This is a genomic window from Longimonas haloalkaliphila, assembly GCF_055379825.1.
On sequence record NZ_AP043948.1, the window covers coordinates 1,775,074 to 1,799,405 of the forward strand.

The following is a 24,332-nucleotide window of genomic DNA, read 5'->3' on the forward strand; positions in this document are numbered from 1 at the left end:
GATCGTGCGGGAGGATGTAAGGGGTACGCCTGCAAGGCTATGTTTCGGGCGAGCAGCGAAATGAGTGTAGCAGCACCCAGGTGAGTGTTGAAGGCAGCGCTTCGCATCCCTCTACATTCCTCTATACCCTTTACCGGTGCCTTGAGAACCTGTTTTGATTTCTTAATTTGGGCTCCGAGCGGCGCTCGCTCTCGCCTGCAAACCAAAACCCAAACAGGCTCTGAAAGGAAGCTGGCTTACGTCCACCGGCGGCGTATGGCATGCGCAATAAGATGAGGTAAGGCGCGCAGCACCCGGGTTAGCGAGACCGTACCGGGGGTGAGTTGCTCAAGAGCACTGACTTTTGTCTGGAGTTGCTGTGCCCAGGTGGCCAGCTCTTGAGAGCGGCTTCGCAAATCGCTATTAACAGTTTCCTGAGTCGAGATGTGCGTCTCAAGGGCTTGTACATTTTCGTACAGCGCATCAATTTCGGCATGAAGGTGCACAGCATGCGATGGGTGGACCAGGGCAGGGGGTGCGGGAGCGGTAGTGTGTTTTGGTTGAGGAAAGGCGGCATGGGAAGCCCGTGCCTCGGGAGTCATGTATGCAATCATGTTCTGTGCATACCACCACTCAACGGCGTCGTCGTGCCAGAAAGGGAGCCGGAGCACATCCACGGCGACGTAGTCATGGTCAGCAAACAGGCGCGCCCAATAGGCGGGCCACTGCTCATTCTGATGGTCGTGCCCTCCTTGTCGGGGAAGTGCTGCCGAGAACACGATAACCGTCCCAAGCTGTACGAGCGACTCGACCAGGGGGATAGCCTGCGCTTCGGGGAGATGCTCAGCGACCTCCAGGCAGAGAACCAGGTCGTACGTGCGGTTCAGTGTAAGCGGTGTACGCAGGTCGTGGGCAATGAAGTCGGATGCTGGAAACTGAAGTACGTCACGGGGCAGCCAGGGGGCATCCAGGCCATGCACGGTTGGCACGCCCTGATCGGCAAAAGCGGCGGCCCAGGCTCCGGCGCCGCATCCGACGTCGATAACCGATTGTGGGGCGAGCCAGTCTACGAGCGTCTGCGCTACAGCGTGCGCTGAACGGGCCGATCCCGGATGCAGCTCTTCGTAGTAGGTAGCAGGATATTCGACGTTGTTCGTATCGAGCATGTCTATTGTGGGTAGGGTTCATTGAGAGAAACGGGATGCCCATGTTGCCTGTTACGCTGCCTGTGGCGAGGAGGCCTGTGGCGAGGATTTGGTTAGGGCAGGGCGTTCTGGTTCAGCTTCTGCTTCTGCGCCCGTTGCTACGCTGGCGAAGAGGTGCTCAGGGGAGGCAGCCGGGGTACGCAGGTAGAAGAGCACCCCGGAGAGGGCGCCTCGGATCTCAGCAGCCAGGGTCTGGTAGCGGCCCTGGTAGCCATGCCGGGCACCTGCAATAAGGCGGCGCAGGTAGTACTTGGGAAGCGATGCAAACAGACGTCGCAGCAGCCCATGGTGACCGTGGCGCTCGTACTGCACCAGCAGCGCGGCGGTATGCCCGCGCATGTAGGCTTCGAGCTGGCGACGCAGGCCGCTTGCTGTGGTCCGGTGGGTATGATGTGCTACAGCCATAGGCGTGTAGTGACAGGTCCACCCGTCGGCCAGGATACGATACCAGAGCTCCGAGTCGCCACTGCATCCGGCAGCGCCTACGTCGAGGCGTTCGTCGAAGCCGCCCACGTGCATAAACGCATCGCGCCGGAATGCCATGCTGGCGCCGGCCCCGATATCCCACACCGGTGCGCAGCGTGAGCGATGCGCCTTCATGTATGCCGCATCGAAGCGGCGCGGGAGGTAGCCCCGGTGAAAGCCCCAGTGCATCTCAAACAGGTACTGGGGCTCGGTGTCTAACGCCACTGGAAGCACCAGCCCTGTAACGGCCATGACGTCTGGGGTATCGAACCCGGCGCACAGGTGGTGAAGCCACTGTGGATCCACGCGCACATCGTCGTCTGTGAAAGCGATAATCGGTTTCGTGCTAGCACGCACCCCTGTGTTGCGGGCAATATCGAGTCCGGGGCGGGGTTCGTGCACGTACCGCACTCCCGGGCGCGTGGCAACGAGCCGTCGGGTGGCATCGGTCTGCGGAGCATTATCAACGATGATGACTTCGGCAGGCGCCGGAGTGAGTGCATCGATAGCGTGCAGGCATGCAGCAAGGTGCTCGGGGCGGTCGCGCGTACAGATAACGACGGATGCATCGGTCGATGCGTAGCGCGGCTTGCTGTTTGGGGGGGACTGGTTCTGTCGCAGATGCTTGATGGCACTGAGCGTATTCGTGCCTATCGCATCTGTATCTGCGGTGCTTTTGAGGGGGGCCGTCTGTTCATTATAGTAGGCTACGGTGGGAGCAATAGCCGGGTACGCGTAGGCCCGCAGCATGGCAGGCGACATGGGCAGCGCGGATGATGGAATCAGGCGGTGGCCCAGCGGAACGCCGTGGGCCCAGAACACGACGTAGGCTCCATCTGACGTAGAGGGATGCGGAAGCGCCTCGGGCAGGTGCTCCATCTCAACATGGTGAACAGCAAAAGGTGGATTCATGATGGGTATTCTTGTTTGAGGTGGTTGGCTCGGCGCACAGCACGCGGGTAGGCCCCGCACAGGCCGCGTAGTGCGCCTCGAAGTTCAGCGATCACAAATGAAAGGGGGCGGTCGGTACGTCCCCAGGTCGCCCGCCCCAGATGCTGGCCGGTGTTGCGGATCCACCACCACAGCAAGCGTCGGACTTTAGGGCGTGTGGCAGGATCAGTCTGGTATATCTTAACGAGATAAGCCATCAGGCTGCGTCCCCAGCTGTGTTCGTACTGATTGTGCAGGGCCTGAAGGGTACGACGGTGTTCGTGGAAGACAAGCATGGTTGGCTCATAGACCAGCACGCCCCCGCTACGAATAATCCGGTAGAACAGGTCTAAATCGCCTCCGCCAGGCAAGGCTGCTCCGGCATCGAGGGCTTCATCGCATCCGCCTATGCGGCGAACGGCATCGCGCCGAAAGACCATGTTGGCGCCGGTACCCAGAATACCTGTATTGCACGGATAGATAGGAGCATGAGGGGCAGGACCGTAACGGATCGAGGTAAATCCACGTCGAAATCCGCCGCGCTGCTCGAAGAGAACCTGCGCATGCGTTTCGAGCGCATAGGGCATCACCTGCCCGGTAAATCCGTCGGCATCCGCGTTAGCAGCGTGCGCGCGGCACAAGCCCCTCCACCATTCAGCATCAACGACTACGTCATCATCTAAAAAGGCGACCCAGTCTCCTTGGGCTTCTGCAAAGGCCCGGTTACGGGCAGCATTGAGTCCGGGGCGGGCTTCTTTCACATAGCGCACACCGGCAGTTTGAGCGGCTATGTGGGTGCGATTGTCGGGCGGGGCGTTATCGACGACGAGCACCTCAGCGGGTCCGTTCTCCGGAACGTGTTGCTGTATGCTTGCCAGGCATCGGGCGAGTCGCTCGGGCCGGTTATGGGTGCAGGTGACAACGGATACGGAAGGCGGATCAGCCTGTGGAGACGGCGATTCGAGGTGCAGTTGCGCTTCGGTAAGGGCATATTGGCTCTGCGTGTGTAGGCGCCTGGCTAACTCGTGGGCGGAGATGGTTGTGCCAGGATCGCATGGCTCGATCCAGAAATCGACGGGACGTCCTTTCCATCGAATCAGGGCAGCCCATCCTGTCTGGTCATCGCGAAGATGGAGCGAGGGCAGCGGTTTGGCGACGTCAATGTCAGTAAGCAGATAAGGCATACGTAAGCAGTTAGTTAAATGCGGTTGGTTAAACTACGAGGCTGGTGACGTAGAGGAGATAGGAGTCTTGGCTGCAGATGTGGAGAGCGTGGCATCAGGTGACTGCGCCCCGTACAGATCGGCAACCAGCCCCGGTGTGTTCAGCAGCGTATCGAGGGAACCGCACGCCCCCAGTTCACCGTCGTGGAGCGTTATAACATGGTCGGCGTGCATGATGCTGGAAAGGCGATGCGCGACAACCAGTATAGTGCGGTTCCGGTTGCTATCTGCCAGCGCGCGCTGGATGGCCGCATCTGAGCGTCCGTCTACAGCACTCGTTGCTTCGTCCAAGATGAGGAGATCGGCGTCGCGGAGTAGCGCGCGGGCCAGAGCAATGCGCTGTCGTTGTCCGCCTGAGAGGCGGGCGCCCTGATCGCCGACGCGCGTTTCGTAGCCCCGGGGGAGTGCTTCGATAAATGCATGCGCTTGTGCCTCTCGGGCAGCCTGCTTGATCGCCTGAAGTGAGGCCTCAGGCTCCCCGTAAGCGATGTTGGCCCGCACGGTGTCATTGAACACGTGGGTATTCTGGCTAACTACGCCGATATGAGCACGCCATGCTTCTACCTTGAAGTCTGAAAGCGGCTGGCCATCCACGTATATGGTCCCCTGAGTAGGGTCGTAAAGCCGCAGGAGTAGCTTGATAAGCGTAGACTTCCCCGATCCTGACGGACCTACAAGTGCTGTGGTCTTACCGACGGGGCATGAAAATGAGACATTGTTGAGCGCCGGAGCGTCGTTTGGGGTGTACTGGAAGGTGACATTTTCAAGCCGAAGCTCGTTTTGCAGAGCGGTGGGGGTCTGGGTGCCGTTGGGGAGATAAGGCTTATCCGCCCGGCTGAGCACGCTGGCTACGGCCTCCACTCCCCCTGCCTGTGCGGCAAGGGCAACGCGGGTGCCATCCAGATCGCGAATACGCGGTTTCAGGCGGTAGAGAACCAGCACGAACACCAGCGCTGCAGACAGCGACGCCGACGAGTATAACAGTCCGACCAGAATCAGCACAAGCAGCGCCATCGCCACCATCTCATAGATGGGCGTGATCAACCCGCCCCAGATGCTGCTCCAGATTCCGATGCGGCTGACGCGCTTCGATGCCCGGTTGAAGCGTTCCTGCTCGTGGCGGGTCTGTCCGAAGGTGCGGATGACTTCCATGCCTCCGAACGTTTCAAGCAGCCGCCGGGTGAGCCCAACGTTGGCACGCGTTGCAGCCCGGCCCAGCCGTTCGACCCGGGTGCGCAGCCCTCGGGTAGCAACCATGACGCCGCCCAGGCACACAGCCGCTACGATCGTGAGGGGCCACGAAATTAGCAGGAGCAGCGCGATATACACGCATAGAGCGCTGATCGTGATAACCAGATAGACGACCAACGCAACAGCCTGTACCAGGCGCCAGCTCTCGTTGGCAACGGTGTTGTAGAGACGATCGTGGTCGTTAGACTCCCAGAAGCGATAGCCGACCTGCACAAGCTGGTCGAACAACGTAGCGCGCACGTGATGACCCAGGCGGGCTTCAAGAAGCCCGTATAGCACGTCGCGTATGTACGTTAGGGCGGTACGTACAAAGATGGCCGCTACAATACCGCCTGTTAGCAGAAGCATCCGCTCGTTGGGGGAACGGTCGCTGAAAAGCGAGGCAGCCGCATCAATGAACCAGGTTCCTGTTTCAGGAGGGGTATCGGCCTCTACGCTATGCAACAGCGGAATGAACAGGCCCAGCCCAATGCCTTCGGCCAGCGTGGCAAGCACGCCTGTAACGATTGTGCCCGCAACGATCCACGGGTGTCGCTTGAGCAGTGGACGTACGGTTTGCATGGTATGCAGGGCAGCGGAAGACATATAAGTTGCTACGAGTGAATTGCTACGAGTGAATTGCTACGAAGAAACAGGTGATTAAGAGACGTAGGAGGAGGAAGCGTCAACCGCCTGGCTCCAGCGCTGCATCCGGATGCGGTCGTAGGGCTTGTATGGCTTCCACGACCACGACTCGACAGCATCGTTGAGTGTGGGGTAGGCCTCGGGGGGCAGAGCAAGCGGAGGCGCCTTGCGCCGGGTGCGGCTTCGAAAGCGTTCCCAGTCATCCTGTGTCGGCCACACGTGGCGTGTAACGGGACGTGCAGCCTTCCGGAGTGCGCTTTTGAAGATCTTCTTCAGAGAAGTGGTGCACAGCGCTGCAGGAGGGTCGGTGCGAATGGAGGCACATAGCAGGCGAATAGCGGAACTCAAAGCGCCCTGGTTATAGCACAGCGTTCCCAGATACATCATAAAGTTGCTGCGCGACCAGCGATACACTTCGTCGGGCACTTCGGGGTGGCGAGCACGAAGCGGCGCAAGGACCCGGTCGTAGGAGCGAAGCATCCGGTCTACGCGGTTTGACATGCTCTGCGAGACAGACCGGTAGCCGGTAAGGTAGCTGGCAACCAGGCAGAAGGGGGCGCGCTCAGCTACGCGAAGCGTAAGGTCCCAGTCCTCGCAGCCTTCGGCGTCGTTAGCGCGATAGCTGACGTATCCGCCGGCTGCTTCAAGCGCGTCGCGCCGGTAGACCGGGACGCTGGCGTTTCCGACAAAGTTGACAGACAGCAGAGCCTGAAACACGTCGCCGTGGAGCCCCCACCGGTCTGATTGTCCGATAACGTGCCCGGCTTCATCTAACGAGACCCACCATGAGTAGGCAAGACCAGCCTTGGGATGCTTACGAAGCTGCGCTACATGGCGGGCAATTTTCTGCGGAGCCCACAGGTCGTCTGCATCAAGAGGGGCGATAAGCGGGGCCTGCGTGGCTGCAATGGCTCGGTTACGTGCGGATGCAACGCCCTGGTTGGGCTGCCGAAGCAGCCGCACCCGCGCATCCTGGCATGCATGATAACCCACACGCTCGGCGGTGGCATCAGTCGATCCGTCGTCAACTACGACAATATCCAGTGTGGTGTAGGTCTGAGCACGCGCTGAGGCCAGGGCTGCATCGATGTGCGCCTCTGCGTTATAAGCGGGGATAATAACGCCAACAACAGGTTGCTTGGTCATGAAGAGGTGGTGTGGTTAGATTAAATGGAGGTAAGGGATTGCGTGTCGAGCTTTTACACTACCTTCTTCACTTCGAGAAGGGTAGACTTCTATACTCCAATGGGGTCAAAGCATAACAGACTCTTTACTGCGCAACAGGCGTAACTGGTGAACCAGGCGGGTTCCTCAGGAGGCGATTCGCCCGACCTTCCGGCGAACGTGCGGCCTCTCAATGGATTGTGCAGTGGAGAGTCACTGATCTTTTTTGTCGCTGATGGGGAGAGACAGAGAGTGCTGTTTCGCGCTGCGACGTCGCAAACATGCACTACGGTAACGCCTGCGCGACCAGATCTGAGGCAGGCAGCGAAATAAGTGTAGCAGCATCCAGGCGAATGTTGAAGACAGCGCTTCGCATCCCTCTGCATGTGTTCTATAGGTGTTGCCGGCGATGCTCCATGCAAACCGGCTGAAATCCAGGCTGCATGGGGGCTTGTGGCCGGCTCGGTACTGGAACCTGTGGATGCGATGTGGTATCATGGCATCGGTGCGCGCTGGCACCCGTTCATCTATTCGTTTCACGCTTAGCCCCGCTTTTCATGGCCGACGACGCCGTTCCAACCGAAGCTCCTATCGAAGACTACGTTCGCATTGATGCGCTGCCCAACCACGACGGTGAGTCCGTCACGTTGAAGGGCTGGCTCCACAACAAACGCGGCTCCAAAAACCTGTATTTCCTGATCCTGCGCGATGGGTCGGGCTACGTGCAGTGCGTGGTAAGCGAGGGGGATGTGGACGAGCAAAGCTGGGCCGCGGCAGACGATGCGAGCCAGGAAACTGCGCTCGCTATTACGGGCACGGTGTCGGCCGATGACCGGGCGCCGGGCGGCTATGAACTTCAGGTGGATGCAGTGGAGACAATCGGCGCCTCCGATGGCTATCCGATCACGCCGAAAGAGCACGGCATCGACTTCCTGATGAACCGCCGCCATCTGTGGCTGCGCAGCGAGTCGCAATGGGCTGTGCTGCGCGTACGCAACCGCGTGCAGAAGGCGATGCATGACTTCTTTCAAGACCGCGGGTTCATCCGCACCGATGCGCCGGTGCTGACGGGCAACGCGGTGGAGGGCACCTCGACGCTCTTCGAGCTGGATTATTTCGATGATGAGTCGGCCTACCTCACGCAGAGCGGGCAGCTGCACGGCGAGGCGATGGCGATGGCGTTCGGCAAGATCTATACGTTCGGGCCCACCTTTCGCGCCGAGAAGTCGAAGACGCGGCGCCACCTTACGGAGTTTTGGATGATCGAGCCGGAGATGGCGTTCTACGATCTGGATATGAACATGACGCTCGCGGAGCGCTTCATAACGTACATCGTGCAGGACGTGCTGGCCCACTGCGAGCGTGAGCTGGAGACGCTGGAGCGCGACACGACCGCGCTCAAGCAGGTAGAGACGCCGTTCCCGCGCATCAGCTATGATGAAGCAGTGGAGCTCTTGCGGAGCGAGTCGACCGCGGAGCTGATCGACGCGCGTATTGAAGGGCTGCACGAGGAGCAGGCGGAGCTGGAAACAGAACGTGAGGAAAATCAGAAGCGGCGCGGCCAAGCGAAGAAGCACATCAAACGCCAGATCGACGCGCGCGAGATTGAGATCAACAAGCGCATCAACGAAATTGAAGAGGAGCTGCGCAACCTGCCAGACTGGAAGGAATCGGCACAGACCTTCGAATGGGGGTCGGACTTCGGCGGAAGCGACGAAACGGTGCTGACGTGGCACTTCGACCGTCCGATTATCGTGCATCGCTTTCCGGCGAAGATCAAGGCCTTTTACATGAAGCGCGATCCACACGACGACCGGCTGGCGCTGGGCATGGACGTGCTGGCGCCCGAGGGCTACGGCGAGGTCGTGGGCGGCGGCGAGCGGGCCACCGATCTGGACTTCCTGCAGGAGCAGATTGAGGCGCACGGGCTGCCCGAGGAGGCGTTCGACTGGTACCTGGACCTCCGCAAATTTGGCGCGGTGCCGCACAGCGGGTTCGGACTCGGGCTGGAGCGCGTGGTGTCGTGGATCTGTGGCCGCGAGCATGTGCGCGAGGCGATTCCGTTTCCGCGTACGATTGGACGGTTGCACCCGTAGGCGATTGGGGATTTGATACAGGTTGATGGTCTATCGCACAGGCTGAGAATAGCATGTGTTACTCTATACCTACAGACAGCGTCTTTAAAAGTAGATTAGACTGGTAATGCCATCGTCATCGTCGAATCTCAGCCGATATTAGCCGTTTTCATGTTTGCGTTTCGTGGCACTACGCTTCTTGCGATCTTTCTCATTGCTGTTCCGCTCAAGGCAGAAGCGCAAGTGGGCATCCCCGACGTTGAGTTCCAGCGCCTAACGCCCGCGTTCCAGTCCCAGGAAATCCATCCTCATCCAGTGCTTCGTGCGTTGGGGGAGGCCACCGTTGCCGCACACGGATACCCCGGGGCAGCACGCATCAACCCGGCCACTTTCGGGACCCCCGATCAGGTGCGAGTAGGGAGTAATATATCGCTGGGTGGCAATGGGCCCCTGCCCAGTTCCGATTGGCTATTTGGGTCGACATGGACCACCAATCCGTATGTTGAGGCACAGCATGGACGGTGGGCAGGCGCCTATCAGTACCGTCGATTTGATGCAGGATCGGTACAAGATAGGAACAACATTCAAACGGCTCACACACTCTCTGGTGCATACACTCTTTCAGATCGGTGGCGTGTAGGCGCAGGCGTAAACATCTTGTATGAGGCGATCTCCGGACAACGGATCGGTGCTGATGGCGAGCCTGCTTCTTCGCGTCGGGGTGTATCCGTTGACCTGGGGGCGCACTACACCCGTTCGTTCGCCGTTGCAGAGGGTACGCTCCACACGTCTTGGGGCGCATCGCTCACTGATTTTGGTCCGCACGCTGATACGCCCAAGGATGGCATTTCAGGAGCTCCGTCAGAAGAGCCGCTTGCGACGCGGCTGCGTACAGGCGCTGCAGTAGGCTATGCCCTCCCTGCCGGATGGGCCAATCGCTCGCCGCTCTCGGTGGATGTCTTTGGAGCACTCTCTAAGGAGATGCAGGCCTATGACGAAACCGGGGATCTGTACGGACCCTTCGCTTCACTCATCCAAACGTGGAGCGCACAACCCGCGTTTTCCACGACATCTGTGACAGGTGATGAACAGGCCTCTCTGGGCGAACAAATTACGCACCATCTCGGGGCACAGGTCAAGGTCTACGATATCTTATCGCTGCAAGCCGGGCGCTTCCATGAACCCGAAGCGGTTGGCGGACGCCAGTACACCACGCTTGGATGGGGCGTGGACCTCTACTACGTAACGCTAAATCGGTCGTGGACGGCTTCCGCACATAACGGCTTTTTTGAGGATCTCGGGCACTGGCAGATTACGGCACGCATTCCGTTGTCTGAGTCGCCACGTAATTTCTGGCCGTCATTGTTGGATCAGGTCGGTCTGTAGTGCGTCAGCAATATGCACGTGCCATCGCTTTGTTGACCCTTCTATGAAAATCACTGCCAGAAGTGGCTAAATGCATGCACTCGGGCCATGGGCGCCGCTTTCCCCCCTCACCTGACCGCCATTTTAATCCAGTAAAAGGTAGTGGATAGATGGTAAATGATAAAGCGATTGGATGCCGTAGCTTTTTCTTTTTCGAACCCTCTCTCCCTTATTCTGCTTCGCTCCATCAGTCGCCCTACGGGCTCGTGTCAGGGTTCTCCCCCTTGGCCAAGGGGGAGATGTCCACAGGATCACGCCTGCAGCGAAGCTCGGCAGACAGAGGGGGGGCAGGTTGCGATGATGTAAACCACAGGCAATCATTTAACATTGAACCGCTGTCCAGCAAGACACATCTATGAATCGCCTACTTCCTCTTCTGCTGCTGAGCATTCTTATTGTACTTGGCGGATGCGACACGACAAACGAGTGTGGCCCGTTCAAGAGCGAGATCCGAACGACAGGCTTTTCTGGTGCCGCGTTCAAGGTGGACCCGGATGTTACGTTTGGATTCAAGTTCGATCTGGATGAGATTGAGGACGATACGCTGGCGGCTGGCGAGCTGGGGCTTCGCCTCCAATTGGAGGGCGAGCTGTACGCCGCCGCGTCTCCCGAACCCCGAGCGGTTCAGTCGATCCAGCTGATTCCTGCCGCGCGCGCCTGCTCGCCACCGATTCCGGAGTACGACGCCATGATCCAAGATATCCGGATCTACAGCGATACAGATTTCGGGGACGCCTATCCGGCCGGCGAGAATCTTGCTGGCCTGTTCGACATCGCCGGGCGCCGAAACGGGCCTGGTATCCCCTACGAGCGGCAACCCCTGATCGACTTCCTGGAACGTACGCCCCGTCCGGTTGACGTGCTTCTTTTTATCCTCAACGACGCTCCGCTGGCGCCAACCACCATGCAGTTCACTGTAGAGTACGAGCAAGAGGGGGAGGGACTGGAGGCGTATGCCTTTACGACCGATTCCGTAGTCGTCGGCGAGCGGTAGGCTGCAGCAGTCAGCCAGGAAATGCACCAGGAAACACGCCGGGATGGATAGCAATAGTGCATGATGAAGTTACAATGAGATAGCTGTCATGCAGTATATTTCGTGCATAACACCTGTCGTCTTATGGGTTATTGCTGTGCGAACTCATCCCCCTTCCACGCATCACACCTTTCCTATTGGTACGCTGCGGCGGGGGTGTTGCTTGCGTTTGTTCTCGCATCTGGCTGCACCACAACCGATACAGTGCGTCTTGCCGACGCGGATGAGCGAGAGGGACTGAATGCATCGCTCGATGCGGACGATGATGTCGTACTCTCATTCGCAGGGGGCGGCGAGATCGAGGCGCAGCGTGTTCATATCCGTCCCGACTCCATCACGCTCTACAACACGGCAACGGACCAGAATGAGGCGTATGCAACCGAATCGCTCCGCGAGGTAGAGGTGCAGTCGGGGGTAAACACAGGAATGCTTATTGGCTTCGGAAGCACCATTGTAGGGGGAGCGCTTCTCGTCTCCGCAGATCAGTCTGATGATATTGGCAGCTCGATAGGGCGAGGTGCCCTCGGCGTTGTGCTTGGCGGGGCAGGAATTGTTGTGGCGGTAGTGAGCACTGCGGTTGCCTCATCCAACGAGCGGTATAAAATCGAGACGTCTGACGCGCACCGCCGGCCCCCCGAGTAGATAGGACGATGGATAAGGAGGCCCGTACCCATAGCGCCGTAAAAACACCGAGAGCCTCGATGCTTCAGAACAGTAGCATCATTGTGCCACCCGGTACCGCTTTCCATGAAGGAAAGGTGTAGACGTGAAGAAGACTGCACTCAGGAAGTGCTTACACCTCACGGATGAGGAATCACTTTTCAGCAGGTGGGATTCGAGCGCGCACAATACGTCCGCCAGGCTTGCAGCCCAGAATGAGAAATCAAAGCAGGCTCGCAAGGCCGGCAGATGCACTGTGTGCTCTCATCAATCTACGAGCCACCCATGGAATCATCAGAAACACCTGCTCCGTCGCGCACACGACACATCGCACTGGTCGCCCATGACAACCGGAAGAGCGATCTTCTGGACTGGGTCGACTACAACAGCGATGTGCTTCGTCAGCACGACCTGTACGCGACCGGCACCACCGGGCGCATCCTCGAAGACAAGCTGGGACTGTCAATCAACAAGCTGCAGAGCGGTCCGCTTGGCGGCGACCAGCAGATTGGGGCACTCATCACGTCGGGCGCGATCGACTTCATGATCTTCTTCTGGGATCCGTTGCAGCAGCAGCCCCACGATCCGGATGTAAAGGCACTGCTCCGCATCGCAGTCGTGTGGAATATCCCCATCGCATGCAACCGGACCTCAGCCGACTTTATCATCTCCTCGCCGCTGATGAACGCATCGTACGAGAACAAGCGTCCGGACTATGACACCCATCTCAATCGCCAGGTCGCTTCGGAGGTGGCAGGCGAGATCGAAGAAGGAAGCTGATTCAGAGCTGTGCGACCGACGGCCACTGTCTACTACCCACATTACCAAGCCCCCTGAGCCTGATATGACTCGGGGGCTGGACAAAGCGGGGCGTTGTATCGGCCTGCACGTGTCTCCATGAACGCGATCTGACTTCCGGCGCGGGTTAAGCTAAGTCGACGAAAATACGTTTACACGGTGTGATCGCGAGGAGGGAGCCCGCGACCGACGCGGCGCTGTGAGCGTAGCAAACGAGTACTCCTTGTATGTTTGATCAACGTTTGAGATTCTAAAATTGGGGGTAGTAGCTCGATGTACTCTGGGTCCTCTCGCAGAAGCATATGCTGAAGAAGCTACTGCTGAAGAAGCTACTGCTGAAGACCGAATCCCCGCTGCAGCGCTGGCATCGACGTTGCAAAGAAGCATCTAGATTTGGCTATTCGCTCGGGAAGGCCACGTCCAAGTGACCCGGTTTGACCATACGTCTGGGGGCATTGACCGGCTTGCAGAGCGCCTGTTGGAAGCGGCTCCCGAACGGGTTGTTCTCGAAGCCACCGGCGGCTATGAACGCGAACTCGTTGCCGCGCTGGCTGCTGCTGGCTTACCAGTCGCCGTAGTGAACCCGCGTCAGAGCAGAGATTTCGCCAAAGCGACGGGGCGTCTGGCCAAGACAGATGACATAGACGCTGGCCTTCTGGCGCTTTTTGGAGCGTATCCGTCCGGACCTTCGGGAGGTGCCAAGTAAGGACCAGCAGGCCTTCTCCGCGCTTGTGCCGCGTAGGCGCCTTGACATTGAACACCGTTGCTGGGATGCGATCTCATGCGCCAGGTAGACGCGGCTTATCCTGCTTACAGGGTACAAGACTGCCCCCTAACTGCACCCTAAAGGCACTTCCTCGCTGGCGCTCCTCGCAGTGACAGACTCGAAGATTCTTTTGTGAGCCTACTCAATATCGTGAAGATCAATATCGTGCGGGCGTATCCGGCATCGGTGTCGATGCTTCGATGAACTCGCGGATGTGCTCGTTCGAGGTCTCCAGGTCCTCATCGCGCAGATACATCATGTGTCCGCTCTCATAGCCCTCAAACCGCATCCGCTCGCCCAGACGTCCGCTCGGGTCCATATTCCAGAGCACGTACTTGGCCGAGAAGTAGTCCGTGGCGCCGTCGAAGTAGCCCGACTGCACCATCACGTGCAAGAACGGATTCTGCGCCATAGCCTGCCGCAAGTCTTCGCCAACGTCATGGTCCCCCTGCCCGTCCCACGGACGCACCGGTCCGAAGACGTTGTACTGCAGGTCGGTCTCGAAGCCCAGCTCTTCGCGCAGGTACTCGTTGATGGCCGGCGTAAACGCATGATTCCAGGAGATAAGCTCGGGCGGATAGTCGTAGCGCTCGCCGGCGTTTTTGCGGTCGAGGCCCTTGTAGCGTGAATCGAGGCGGCCGATCGTGTAGCCCTCGTCACGCAGCAGCTCCTTCCAGAAGTAGGAGGCCGGCATCGCGAGGTTGTGGTCCAAGATGGTCTGGGTCGACACACCCGCGTAGCGCGCCACCTCTTCGGCGACCTGCTGCCGCCGCTCCGCATCCAACATACCGCCCCGTGAGAGCGCCGGAATGAACGCGTCGAGCGTGTAGTCCTCCACCTCCTCCAGCAGATCCGTCAGCTCGCGCTGCTGCAGCTGTGCATCCAACTGCTCATGGTACCAGGCCGCAGCGGTGTAGTAGGGCAGCTTCAGCGCCTCTGAGCGCGGCGACGGGCCGGGCGGACGCATGCCGAGTCCGGTAGGTGATACCAGAATGACGCCGTTCAGGTACATCCAGTGGCGGTTTTGCAGGGCGCCGGCCAGTCCGGCCACGCGCGTGCTGCCGTAGCTCTCACCGATCAGATACTTCGGCGAGGTCCATCGCCCCTGGCGCGATACAAACACGTCGAGCCAGTCGGCCAGATACGACACATCGGCTCGCACGCCGAAGAACTGGTCGCGGTCGACCTCGTCATCCAGGATGCGCGAAAACCCTGTGTTCACCGGGTTTACGTAGACAATGTCGGCCACGTCGATGATCGAGTGCGGATTGTCTTTCACGCCGTACGGCTGAATCGGGTAGCCCTCGTCGTCGATCTCCAGCAGTTTCGGGCCCGTGTAGCCCAGGTGCATCCAGAGCGAGCCCGAGCCGGGGCCGCCGTTGAACGAGATCATGAGCGGACGCCCCGAGCGGTCGTCTACGTCGCTGCGTTCGTAGTACGTGTAGTGCAGCGACGCCATGGCGTGGCCGTCGTCGTGATACACCGGCTGCGTGCCCGTCGTCACGTCGTACGGAATCTCAGTGCCATTCACCGTCACCGCATCGCTCTGCGTGATCGTCGTATCCACTGGAAGCGATCGCTCCTGCGCCTGCACATTCACCGCCAGCAGCAACGCCACGCATCCCACCAGCCACGCTATCGTATCCGACGTTATCGTACCCGTTCGCATCATCATATTCGCGTTGGTTTATTTAGGAGAGCACCTTCAACGTACCGCACCGCCCCCGCAGATGCAACGCCCACGCCACGAGCAGCAAGCGCGTGTTATCAATTGAGACAGACAACGATTTGCTCGCCGTGTCATCCCGAGCGGATGCGCCGCCCGCTGTCGGTGCAGAGGTCGAGGGATCTCCTTCACCACTGGCATCCCTTTACTCCGAAGCTGATTCTGACGCAGATCCGCGCCGCCATGCATCGATCTTAGCTTGCAGGCGCTCCGCATCGCGCCCCAGAAAATACGCTCCGAGCACCGGCACCAGAATCAGCTCCTGCACATAGCCGATGTGCCCAGTTTCATTGAGCGTAGCAAACGTGGCCGTCATGAGCACAATCACAATAAGATCAATGGGCTGTATGTTGAAACCAGACATCGTATTGAGACAATTTTGTGAATCGATACAACGTGAGTAATAGGATATGTGCTACTCGTCGCATGGCTCCGCCGTGCGATGCAAACCGTTTAGGGGCTCTGCCCTGTTTTATTTTGAGGGAAAGCCAAGCCAAGCTGTCCGCCCCCCACCAATCGCAAGCGTTGGAGGACGGATTCGTGGTCGGTAGCTTGTATCTTGGAGGCGTCCCCCCTCTGCCCCCCACCCGCGCTTTGCCGCGTTGGCGCATAGACGATGCACCGCTTCTCCATCGGTCTCATGCGTAATGGCGTACGTCATCTGTGTCGCATTGATTTATACTGGATGCACAAGCCTACCGGGATACTCACAGGCTTGTTTATTGCATCTCTGTCCTTACTGATTACGTCCATGACTTGTCGCCACTGCCACGCGCCGCTGACCACGCGCTTTCTGGATCTGGGCCATGCACCGCTTTCCAACGCATACCTTTCAGAGGCTGACCTACGTGCCCATGAACTCTACTACCCGCTTCGTACGCGCGTCTGCACGCATTGCTGGTTGGTGCAAACGGAAGACTATGCGGCCTCCACTGCTATGTTTGATGACGACTACGCATACTTTTCGAGCACGTCATCGACGTGGCTCAACCATGCGGCGCACTACGCCTCCATGATTACCGACCGGCTGGCCTTGACCGAAGATAACTTCGTCCTGGAGGTGGCCTGCAACGACGGCTACCTCCTACGTAATTTTCGAGATGCGGGGATTCCGTGTCTGGGCGTTGAGCCTACCGCCTGTACGGCGGATGCTGCACGCGCGCTCGGCATCCCCGTCGTGTCGCGCTTCTTCGGAGCCGAGCTGGCCATGGAGCTTGCAGATACCTATCCCAAAGCTGATCTCATTGCTGCGAATAACGTGCTGGCACATGTGCCCGACATCAACGACTTCTGTGCGGGGCTCCGCATTGCGCTTGCGCCAGGTGGCACCGTTACGCTGGAGGTTCAGCATCTCATGACGCTGATGCAGCACGGGCAGTTTGATACCGTCTACCACGAACACTTTTCGTATCTGTCGCTCTATGCAGCGCAACAGGTGCTTGCCACAGCCGGTCTGCGTGTGTGGGAGGTGGAGTGCCTTCCTACCCACGGCGGTAGCCTGCGCATCTACGCCTGTCACACCAACGACCCACGACCCACAACCGATGCCGTCCTCGCGCTTCTCGAAGAGGAGGCACGCTACGGACTCCAGGAGCAGGAGACGTACGCCACGTTCCAGGGCCGGGCCGACTGCATCAAAGGCAACCTGCTGCACTTTTTGATCGAGGCCAAGCGCAGTGGCAAAACCGTGGCCGCGTACGGAGCCGCCGCGAAAGGAAACACGCTGCTCAACTACGCCGGCATCAAGCCCGACTTGCTCCCATTCGTGTGCGATGCGGCCCCCTCGAAGCAAGGCAAGTACCTGCCCGGCAGCCACCTCCCGATTCATCCACCCGAGGCGCTGCAGCAAAACCCACCCGACTACGTACTAATTCTGCCGTGGAATATTGCGCCCGAAATTGTGGCGCAGCAGCACGAGGTGGCGGTGCAAGGCACGCGGTTTATCGTCGCCGTACCCGCACTCACGATCCTTGACACCCATGCAGCGCCTCCTTCTGTGCCCCCCTCCCCCCTTCTGCAGCGTCATTCGGTTGTGGGTGTGGATGCCTTCCTCGATCGTTAGCGGGATAGGGGCGCCAGCCACGGAGTTCTGGAGCATGTTGCACGGCAAAAACCACCGGAAGAGCGTGTTCATAAGGCGGCTTTCGTAGTACTGCAGCGCGCGATCTTTGTAGCGGAGGAACGTGGGCAGGATTGCCTGCGACAGGTCGTTGTGCGTTTCGTTGTGCGTGCGGCATGTAAATGCGGTCTGTTGGGTGGATGCGAGAAAGTCGTCGCGGTCGAAGAAGCGGCTAACAGACATGGAGCGCTCCACCATCCATCGCAGCACTGGGTGGATGCATTCGTGGTCGGAGGTTTGTATCTTGCAGGCAAACCGTTGTATCCTCCACGCAAATGTATTCGCTATGTCGATTGCTTCGCCCCGCATCCCCTTCGTGGGTATGCTCCTTCTTCTCGTTGTAAGCATGAGCCCCGCTCTGTCGCAGGAGCGCGGTCTGCAGCCCGACGATTACTATCAGTTCCAGATGAGCAGCGACGCGCAGATGGCGCCCGATGGCGAGCGCGTCGTGTTTGTACGCACCACCGTTGCCGACGACCGCCGCAGCCGCGAATCCAGCCTGTGGATCGTGCCGACCGACGGCTCCGAGGCGCCGCGCCGCTTCACGCAAGAGACGTCGGATCGCAGTCCGCAGTGGTCGCCAAGCGGTAACCGAATCGCCTTCTTGAGTAGCCGCGACGAACGTTCGCAGCTTTACACGATCCGCACCGATGGCGGAGAAGCAGAAGCCGTCACCGAGCTCAAGCAAGGCAGCATTAGCGCATACGAATGGCTGCCTGATGGCGACCAAGTCCTGCTTACGCTTTCTATCGACCCGGCGGTCGACGATCCCACCGAAGAGGCCGATGAGCCCGAGGGGCCCCGTCCCGATACCACGGTAGCACGCGAAGCAGCGTACCGCACCGGAGCCGGCAGCTACCTCGGTCCCGAACGGCGCACGCTCTGGCTGCTCTCGCTCGACGATGGTGCGCTCACCCCGCTCGTAGGCGATGCCGACTACCACGTGCACAACGCCACCGTATCCCTGGATGGCGAAACCGTCGCCTTCAACGCCGACTTCACCGGCGAGGAGTTCGATGCTGGCTTCAACCAGGATATCCACCTGCTCTCGCTGTCCGATGGCGAAGTGCAGACGCTCGACACGCCCGACCGCCGCGCACAGAGTCCGGTGTTTGCGCCCGACGGTGAGCACCTGCTCTACCACCACACCGCCGACCGCTACGAGCCGACTGAACTGCACCGCATTCCGGTGGCAGGCGGCACGCCTGAGGTCATACACGACGGCATGGCGCTCACCACCTCAAGCGTGCAGTGGCCTGAGGGACACGACCAGCCGTTCTTTGGCGCTGACTACCGGGGGGCGCGTCCGATCTTCCAGCTTGGCAACGACGGCAGCTACGCCGTGCTTACGGGCGAAGGCGCCAGCCTGAGCACACCTTCATTCTCGGGCGATGGCACGCGCATCGCCTACACGCGCCACGACGAAACCACCCCGCCCCAGGTGTGGACCGCCCGCGCCGACGGCTCGGACACACAGGCGCTCTCGACTTTCAACGCTGAGATGCTCGATTCGCTCGCGGTGCAGCCCTACGAACGGTTTACCTTCGAGCACGACGGCGGCGGCACGCTCGACGGGTTTGTGCTACGTCCGGTTGGATTCGAGGAGGGCGAATCGTATCCAGTTGTGCTGAACATCAAGGGCGGCCCCGGCGGCATGTGGGGGCATCAGTGGTTCCACGAAATGCAGATGCTTGCGGCAGCTGGATACGGCGTGGTCTTCACGAACTACCGGGGCAGCACCGGCTACGGCTATGACTTCCAGAGCGAGGTGCGCCTCGACTACGGCGGCGTGGACTACCGCGACAACATGGCGCTTGTGGATGAGGCCCTGGAGCGCTTCGCCTGGATCGACGACGAGCGCCTGCTCATCACCGGCGGCAGCCACGGCGGCTTCCTCACCAACTGGATCACCACGCAGACCGACCGCTTCCGCGCCGCAGTCACGCAGCGCAGCGTAAGCAACTGGATCTCGGAAGCGGGCACACAGGCCTTTCCCCCGCGTCAGATGAACGCCGAGTTCGGCGGCTCGCTGTGGACGAACTTCGACTACTACTGGGACCGCTCGCCCCTGCAGTTTGCTGATCAGGTGACGACGCCCACGCTCATTATCCACAGCCAAGACGACCACATTACGCCGATTGGGCAGGGCATGGAGTGGTACTACGCGCTGAAGAATGTGGGCGTCCCCACCAAGATGGTGATGTTCGCAGGCGAGGGCCACGGCCTCTCACGCGGCGGCACACCGGTAAACCTGGTCGAGCGCCTGAACCAGATCCTACGCTGGTTCGGCGAATGGGACGGTGTGGAGTAGTTTCGCACTTCAGGGCCTGTTCAATAGAAGCCTGTAGATGTCTCTGCCACGGGCGGGGCGTCTACAGGCTTTCTGTGTTCTGGAGGTAGAGATGCAGATGCGTTGTACATCCGGGGTTGAAGTCGGTCCCACAGTCGGGGCACGCGTGTTCGGCATCGAGGTACTGCCGCCACGTAAGCACCGTACCGCACGCGCCGCACAGCACCGCCCGCTCATCGAGATCCGCCTGCGCATCCCACTGCTGCGCAGAGTGATCGGCGACGGCATCGTGGCACGCATGGCACGGATAGAACACGTCGCAGCACGGAAACCGGATCGCAATTACGTCGCGCTCGGTGTCGTAATGAGCACAGCGCGTCTCCGGGTCTACCTCGACACCGCACAGGGGGACATCGAAGCGAGGGTCGGTTTCAGGGGGATGCGTGGTACAGCGATTGGTTGCCATGATAGCGTTGCTGGAAACGTCGTCAGTCTATCGTCACCGCATACCGGCGCACCTGCGGGAAGGGAGCTGTTGTTGTTGTGTAGAGCGCGCCGTTTGGACCGATGGTCTGGATGCGTCCTATATCAGGGATTGCGCCTCGTTCGTATGTGTCTTCCCACAGCAATCGCCCCCGAAAGCGACCGTCTGGCGCAAACAGGTCGAGTGCGCTGGCCCAGATGGTTTCCGGTGCATCCGGACTGCGGCTCTGCTCAAAGTGCTGAACGGGGTTGCTTACGTTAGCGGGCCACGACGAGGTAACGATGAGCGAGCCATCTGAGAGCACGCGGGGAGCACTAACGTTGCTGTAGATGGTCCATGAGCGTTCATCCCGTGCCATTACGCCGCCTACCAGGTCGTCATTAAAAAAGGGGCGTTCAATCCGCTTCTGCAGCGTACCATCGGGGGGGTAATAGCCGATTTGGTACGTGTCTATGTGGCCGAGCCAGAAGCCGTTTTCGTAAGGAAACGTTTCGACGTTCACGTAGAACCGATCATGTAGCTCCAGGCCGATGTCGATGTCGACGGTGCGCTCCAGCGTCCAGCGTGTCGGATCTACGAAATGGAAGCGCTGCAGGCCGCCCTGTGCCCAGCCGCTGAGTACGAGCATCCCATCCACATACGAGGCGATGGTGCCCATGAGCTCCATCTCGCTCAGGTTCACGCTTTCGATGAACGTGCCATCTGTCGACCATGCATCGATTCGGGTGCTCCGTTGGTTTGAGATGTAGAGTGTGCTGTCGCCATCGCTGACCATACCAAAGGCGCCGTTGAACTCGCCCGGCCCTTCGCCTTCACGCCCGACGCTCCACCGGAGGCTGCCATCCGGGTTGAAGGCAACCAGGCGGTTGTTGCCCTGGTCAAGCACGTACACGATGCCGGCAGCATCGACTACGATACCGCGCACAGTGGCGATCATGGCCTCTTCCGGTTCATTTTCGGCCCCGAAGGACTCCTCCAACGTAAACTGAATCGGGGCGGCGTCGTGATCATCCCACACTCTGGTACTGGTGTTGGTAACGTAGGTGACACCGTCGCGCTCTTCGACAGTGACCTTAACCCCGTTTGAAGGAGCATCACTGCATCCGCTCCAGAGGTACGGAGAGGCCAGCAGAAAAGTGAAGAAGAGGATAAACGACCACTTTTGAGATGCACTCGGCATAAAGTTGAGAGGTATCATAATCAGAGATATGTCCTAATCAGAGATATGTCCTAATCAAGGGAGGGCGTGCGGATGGTGCGTTCTCTGCTTCGACCCATCAGATGCTGGCCCAGTTGGTCTTGCCCGTTTTTGGTTCTACGGCCCTGTCAAACCTATCTTTATGATACTAAGATGAATGCCGAGCGTCAAGGTTACGTTCAGGTGATAAGACCGTCGGGTGTTCGTGGCGATTTGGGGGCGGTGTGACCCGAGATGCGCATTTAACCGTTAGCGGTTCCCCACCAATTCAAGTCACCGCGGCTCCCAAACTGAAAGACCGGGCTAAAATGATGTTCTGCGAGCAGGCCTCGTCGGCAGGAGGTCTACACTGGAGTCGTGGGTACGCGCTCGTGTGGGATGTTCTGCCCGGTATGCGGGAGATCCTTATTCACCGTGTTCACCTGTCCTGAACCTGATCTGGGACCGCGATTCGCTCGTGTCAGGACTGCGCGTTTCCCTGTCAGTGCCGTTCCGCTCGAAATGACATGTGGAGCGTGAGGGGTACGTTGCTATCCCGGGGCTGACGCGCGAGATAGCAGCGGGTAGAAACAGAAAACGCTCCGTGCCAGAGTGACACGGAGCGTTCAGGGCTCCCCGGGCTGGACTCGAACCAGCAACCCTGCGGTTAACAGCCGCATGCTCTACCAATTGAGCTACCGAGGAATGTGTGATCTTCGCTGTTGCAATCTGCTGTTTACAATTGCAGGCGTTACCAATGCGTCGGGCACTGAGCAGTTCCCAACAGGCACACGCATGGTAGCTCTTTTTTCGGTCCCCGTCAAGTGCTTGACGTGTATTTCAAAAGGAACGCAGCGAAGATCACAGGTCCTCCATATGCCTGCCGGCAGCCGGTTCTTCTCAAAGCACGTACACCGTACTCGGGGCCCCCAAGAACCCCTGTGCTGACAACGCGAAAGTACCTACTCGCCGGGCGCAGGCATCCAGAGATGGGTGCGGCGGTCCACGTCGGGCAGGAAGCGTTCGGGATCCAGCTGGATACGGGTGACGGTGGCATCAGCGGGCGCATCCCATGAAACCTGAAGGCGGCGTGTGCGCGCGTCGATCCAGTCGGTGGCGGCGCGGCGATGCATCTCGGTGGTGCCATCGTCGTAGGTGACTTCGAGGATGATGGGCATGGGCAGGTCGCCGCTGTCGTGCACGGCTACGGTGATGCGTTCGTCCTCTACAGCAACGCTATCGATGCTGTGGTCCATCGTCCACGTTTCGTAGAGGGTGCCGCGCCAGAACCAGCTGAGGTCTTCGCCGCTAACAGTCTCGAAGGTGTGGAAGAGGTCGTGTGGTGTGGGGTGTTTGTACATCCACTGTTCGGCGTAGGTGCGGTAGGCCTCAAAGAACGTTTCTTCGCCTAAGATGCCGCGCAGCGCGTGCAGCATAACGCCGGGCTTGTTGTACGACGCGACGACGCGTGCGGGCCCATCGACTGGAAAGCGGTCGTTATGCCGCATAGACGGCGTTTCGTCGGGGTGTCCGGCGAAGCCATAGTAGTACTGCCGATTGGGAGCCCAGGCGTTGGCGTTGTAAAAGTCGACAGTGCCCTCGTTGGTGTTGAACGACGTAGTGCCCTCGTCCATCCAGGTATAGCGCTTCTCGTTGGTGCCCAGGAGCATCGGAAACCACATGTGGCTGATCTCATGGTAGGTGACGCGGAAGAGCGATTGCGGTGTGCGGTCGCCGCCGATGACGGTGATCATGGGGTACTCCATGCCGCCCCCGATGACGCCCTCTACGGCGGTCATGTGGGGGTACGGATAGGGTTGGAGCATGTCGGAGAGGTGTTCGATCGAGAAGCGGGCGTACTCGGCACTGCGCTCCCAGGCGGCGGTGCCGGGACGATAGAGCGTGTTGATGCGCACCGGGCCGTCGCTGGTGGTAGCCGTGGTGGCATCCCAGATGTACTCGGCTGAGGTGCCCCAGGCAAAGTCGCGCACGTTCTCGGCGTGGAACGTCCAGGTGAGCGTGCCGCTCTCGCTGGTGCGTGTGGCGCTGCCTGCACCGCGTTCATCGGGCCCCACGATGGTCTGGATGGCCTCGGGGGCCTCGGGGGCGTGGATGCGCTCCTGAATGGACTCAGTGAGCACGGCGTCTTCGTTCTGGAGCGTACCGGTAGCGGCTACGAGCCAGCCTTCGGGCACCGTCAGGTTCACGGTGTAATCGGCGAAGCCCATGTAGAACTCGCCGTTGCCCTGGTAGCGCTCGGCGACCCAGCCGTCGACGTCGTCATAGACCGCCACCTGCGGATACCAGTAGCCGAGGTAGAAGACCGCGTTGCCCTCGCGTCCCATGCGTGGCGCTTCGCTGCCTCGCGGCACCTCAAACGACCAGTCGACCTGCACGTGGGCCGTATCGCCCGAGGCCAGCGGCGTGTCGAGCGGCAGGGTCATCACGGTGCCGTCAATCTCGTAGCGCGGCTCCTCGTCAAACGCATCCGTGTCGACATCAGACAGAGCGACGCGGTCGACCGCCATGCCGCCGGTGACCTGCACCTCCCGGTTGCGGATGGCGCCTTCGGCATGCAGGTTCTGGCGCAGGTGGAGCTTCAACTCAAGGAGCGGCTCGGGGGCGTTGTTGGCATAGCGAATTGTGGCGCTGCCTGTAAGCTCCGCGGTCTCCGGGTTGAGCGTTGCATCGATGTCGTACGTCGCCGTGTTGGTCCAGTACTGCGACCCGGGCGCGCCTGTAAGCGTGCGGGTGTTCGCTTCTACCGCATCCATAAAGGCAGAAGGTGGCGTAACAGAGTAGGGAACCGGGCGCGGGTCGTCATTGGGTTCGGGCGACTGTGCCTGCGCAGTGGGGATGAGCAGGAGCGCTGCAGAGAGCAGCAGAACGGCGGATCGAAAGAGGGGCATGGGCGGCTGTGTTGGCGATAGAGAATGAC

18 protein-coding genes, 1 tRNA gene and 1 pseudogene are annotated in these 24,332 nt (G+C 59.8%); 9 read left to right on the top strand and 11 right to left on the bottom strand.

Translation table 11 applies throughout. The features are described from left to right. Positions 1–236: 236 nt before the first annotated feature. The 5 genes from ACZ48V_RS07035 to ACZ48V_RS07055 are packed head-to-tail and all read right to left on the bottom strand — an operon-like array spanning position 237 to position 6,823. The gene (locus tag ACZ48V_RS07035; protein WP_464542919.1) at positions 237–1,145 is read right to left on the bottom strand and encodes a methyltransferase domain-containing protein; all 909 of its coding nucleotides are present in this window, start codon (positions 1,143–1,145) and stop codon (positions 237–239) included. A 51-nt stretch (positions 1,146–1,196) separates the two neighbouring features. Next, positions 1,197–2,561 carry a glycosyltransferase family 2 protein gene (locus ACZ48V_RS07040; RefSeq protein ID WP_464542921.1) on the bottom strand — a complete coding sequence of 455 codons (1,365 nt, stop codon included), beginning with the start codon at positions 2,559–2,561 and terminating at the stop codon, positions 1,197–1,199. After that, on the bottom strand, positions 2,558–3,763 hold the full coding sequence (locus ACZ48V_RS07045) for a glycosyltransferase family 2 protein (RefSeq protein ID WP_464542923.1): 1,206 nt from the start codon (positions 3,761–3,763) through the stop codon (positions 2,558–2,560). Before ACZ48V_RS07045 ends, ACZ48V_RS07040 begins: the two co-directional genes overlap by 4 nt. A 33-nt stretch (positions 3,764–3,796) precedes the next feature. Next, positions 3,797–5,638 (bottom strand): ABC transporter ATP-binding protein, encoded by a 1,842-nt coding sequence (locus ACZ48V_RS07050; RefSeq protein ID WP_464542925.1) that lies wholly within the window; start codon positions 5,636–5,638, stop codon positions 3,797–3,799. A 54-nt stretch (positions 5,639–5,692) separates the two neighbouring features. Further along, positions 5,693–6,823, bottom strand: coding sequence for a glycosyltransferase family 2 protein (locus tag ACZ48V_RS07055; protein ID WP_464542927.1), 1,131 nt, complete (start codon positions 6,821–6,823; stop codon positions 5,693–5,695). Positions 6,824–7,225: 402 nt separating this feature from the next. On the opposite strand from ACZ48V_RS07055, the gene ACZ48V_RS07060 reads away from it, so the two are divergent. The 7 genes and pseudogenes from ACZ48V_RS07060 to ACZ48V_RS07090 form a co-directional block, all read left to right on the top strand. Continuing rightward, positions 7,226–7,387, top strand: a complete 162-nt coding sequence (locus ACZ48V_RS07060; RefSeq protein WP_464542929.1) for a hypothetical protein — start codon at positions 7,226–7,228, stop codon at positions 7,385–7,387. Between the two features lie 11 nt (positions 7,388–7,398). Then, the gene (locus ACZ48V_RS07065) at positions 7,399–8,937 is read left to right on the top strand and encodes an asparagine--tRNA ligase (RefSeq protein ID WP_464542931.1); all 1,539 of its coding nucleotides are present in this window, start codon (positions 7,399–7,401) and stop codon (positions 8,935–8,937) included. 150 nt (positions 8,938–9,087) lie between these two features. Next, on the top strand, positions 9,088–10,302 hold the full coding sequence (locus tag ACZ48V_RS07070) for a PorV/PorQ family protein (RefSeq protein WP_464542933.1): 1,215 nt from the start codon (positions 9,088–9,090) through the stop codon (positions 10,300–10,302). A 394-nt stretch (positions 10,303–10,696) separates the two neighbouring features. Next, on the top strand, positions 10,697–11,335 hold the full coding sequence (locus ACZ48V_RS07075; protein ID WP_464542935.1) for a hypothetical protein: 639 nt from the start codon (positions 10,697–10,699) through the stop codon (positions 11,333–11,335). A gap of 243 nt (positions 11,336–11,578) precedes the next feature. Continuing rightward, positions 11,579–12,016, top strand: a complete 438-nt coding sequence (locus ACZ48V_RS07080; protein WP_464542937.1) for a hypothetical protein — start codon at positions 11,579–11,581, stop codon at positions 12,014–12,016. A gap of 303 nt (positions 12,017–12,319) precedes the next feature. After that, positions 12,320–12,814, top strand: coding sequence for a methylglyoxal synthase (locus ACZ48V_RS07085; RefSeq protein ID WP_464542939.1), 495 nt, complete (start codon positions 12,320–12,322; stop codon positions 12,812–12,814). Between the two features lie 384 nt (positions 12,815–13,198). After that, a pseudogene (locus ACZ48V_RS07090) lies at positions 13,199–13,578 on the top strand (IS110 family transposase); the annotation flags it as partial. 177 nt (positions 13,579–13,755) lie between these two features. On the opposite strand, the gene ACZ48V_RS07095 reads toward ACZ48V_RS07090, so the two are convergent. Next, positions 13,756–15,267: a S10 family peptidase gene (locus tag ACZ48V_RS07095; protein ID WP_464543109.1), complete on the bottom strand. Its 1,512-nt coding sequence runs from the start codon at positions 15,265–15,267 to the stop codon at positions 13,756–13,758. A gap of 202 nt (positions 15,268–15,469) precedes the next feature. After that, positions 15,470–15,688: a hypothetical protein gene (locus tag ACZ48V_RS07100; RefSeq protein WP_464542941.1), complete on the bottom strand. Its 219-nt coding sequence runs from the start codon at positions 15,686–15,688 to the stop codon at positions 15,470–15,472. A gap of 387 nt (positions 15,689–16,075) precedes the next feature. On the opposite strand from ACZ48V_RS07100, the gene ACZ48V_RS07105 reads away from it, so the two are divergent. Together ACZ48V_RS07105 and ACZ48V_RS07110 are read left to right on the top strand one after the other, a co-directional pair. Next, a complete protein-coding gene (locus ACZ48V_RS07105) occupies positions 16,076–17,386 on the top strand; it encodes a methyltransferase domain-containing protein (protein ID WP_464542943.1) in 1,311 nt (436 codons plus the stop codon). Positions 17,387–17,729: 343 nt separating this feature from the next. Continuing rightward, complete coding sequence (locus ACZ48V_RS07110) at positions 17,730–19,754, top strand: alpha/beta hydrolase family protein (protein ID WP_464542945.1); 2,025 nt, start codon at positions 17,730–17,732, stop codon at positions 19,752–19,754. A gap of 61 nt (positions 19,755–19,815) precedes the next feature. On the opposite strand, the gene ACZ48V_RS07115 is transcribed toward ACZ48V_RS07110, so the two are convergent. The 4 genes from ACZ48V_RS07115 to ACZ48V_RS07130 all read right to left on the bottom strand — a co-directional run bounded on the left by ACZ48V_RS07115 (position 19,816) and on the right by ACZ48V_RS07130 (position 24,303). Then, positions 19,816–20,199, bottom strand: a complete 384-nt coding sequence (locus ACZ48V_RS07115) for a CHY zinc finger protein (RefSeq protein ID WP_464542947.1) — start codon at positions 20,197–20,199, stop codon at positions 19,816–19,818. Positions 20,200–20,221: 22 nt separating this feature from the next. After that, positions 20,222–21,397, bottom strand: coding sequence for an NHL repeat-containing protein (locus tag ACZ48V_RS07120; RefSeq protein ID WP_464542949.1), 1,176 nt, complete (start codon positions 21,395–21,397; stop codon positions 20,222–20,224). Between the two features lie 629 nt (positions 21,398–22,026). Further along, positions 22,027–22,099: transfer RNA gene (locus ACZ48V_RS07125), tRNA-Asn, on the bottom strand. 257 nt (positions 22,100–22,356) lie between these two features. Then, a complete protein-coding gene (locus tag ACZ48V_RS07130) occupies positions 22,357–24,303 on the bottom strand; it encodes a M1 family metallopeptidase (RefSeq protein WP_464542950.1) in 1,947 nt (648 codons plus the stop codon). Between the last annotated feature and the right edge of the window lie 29 nt (positions 24,304–24,332).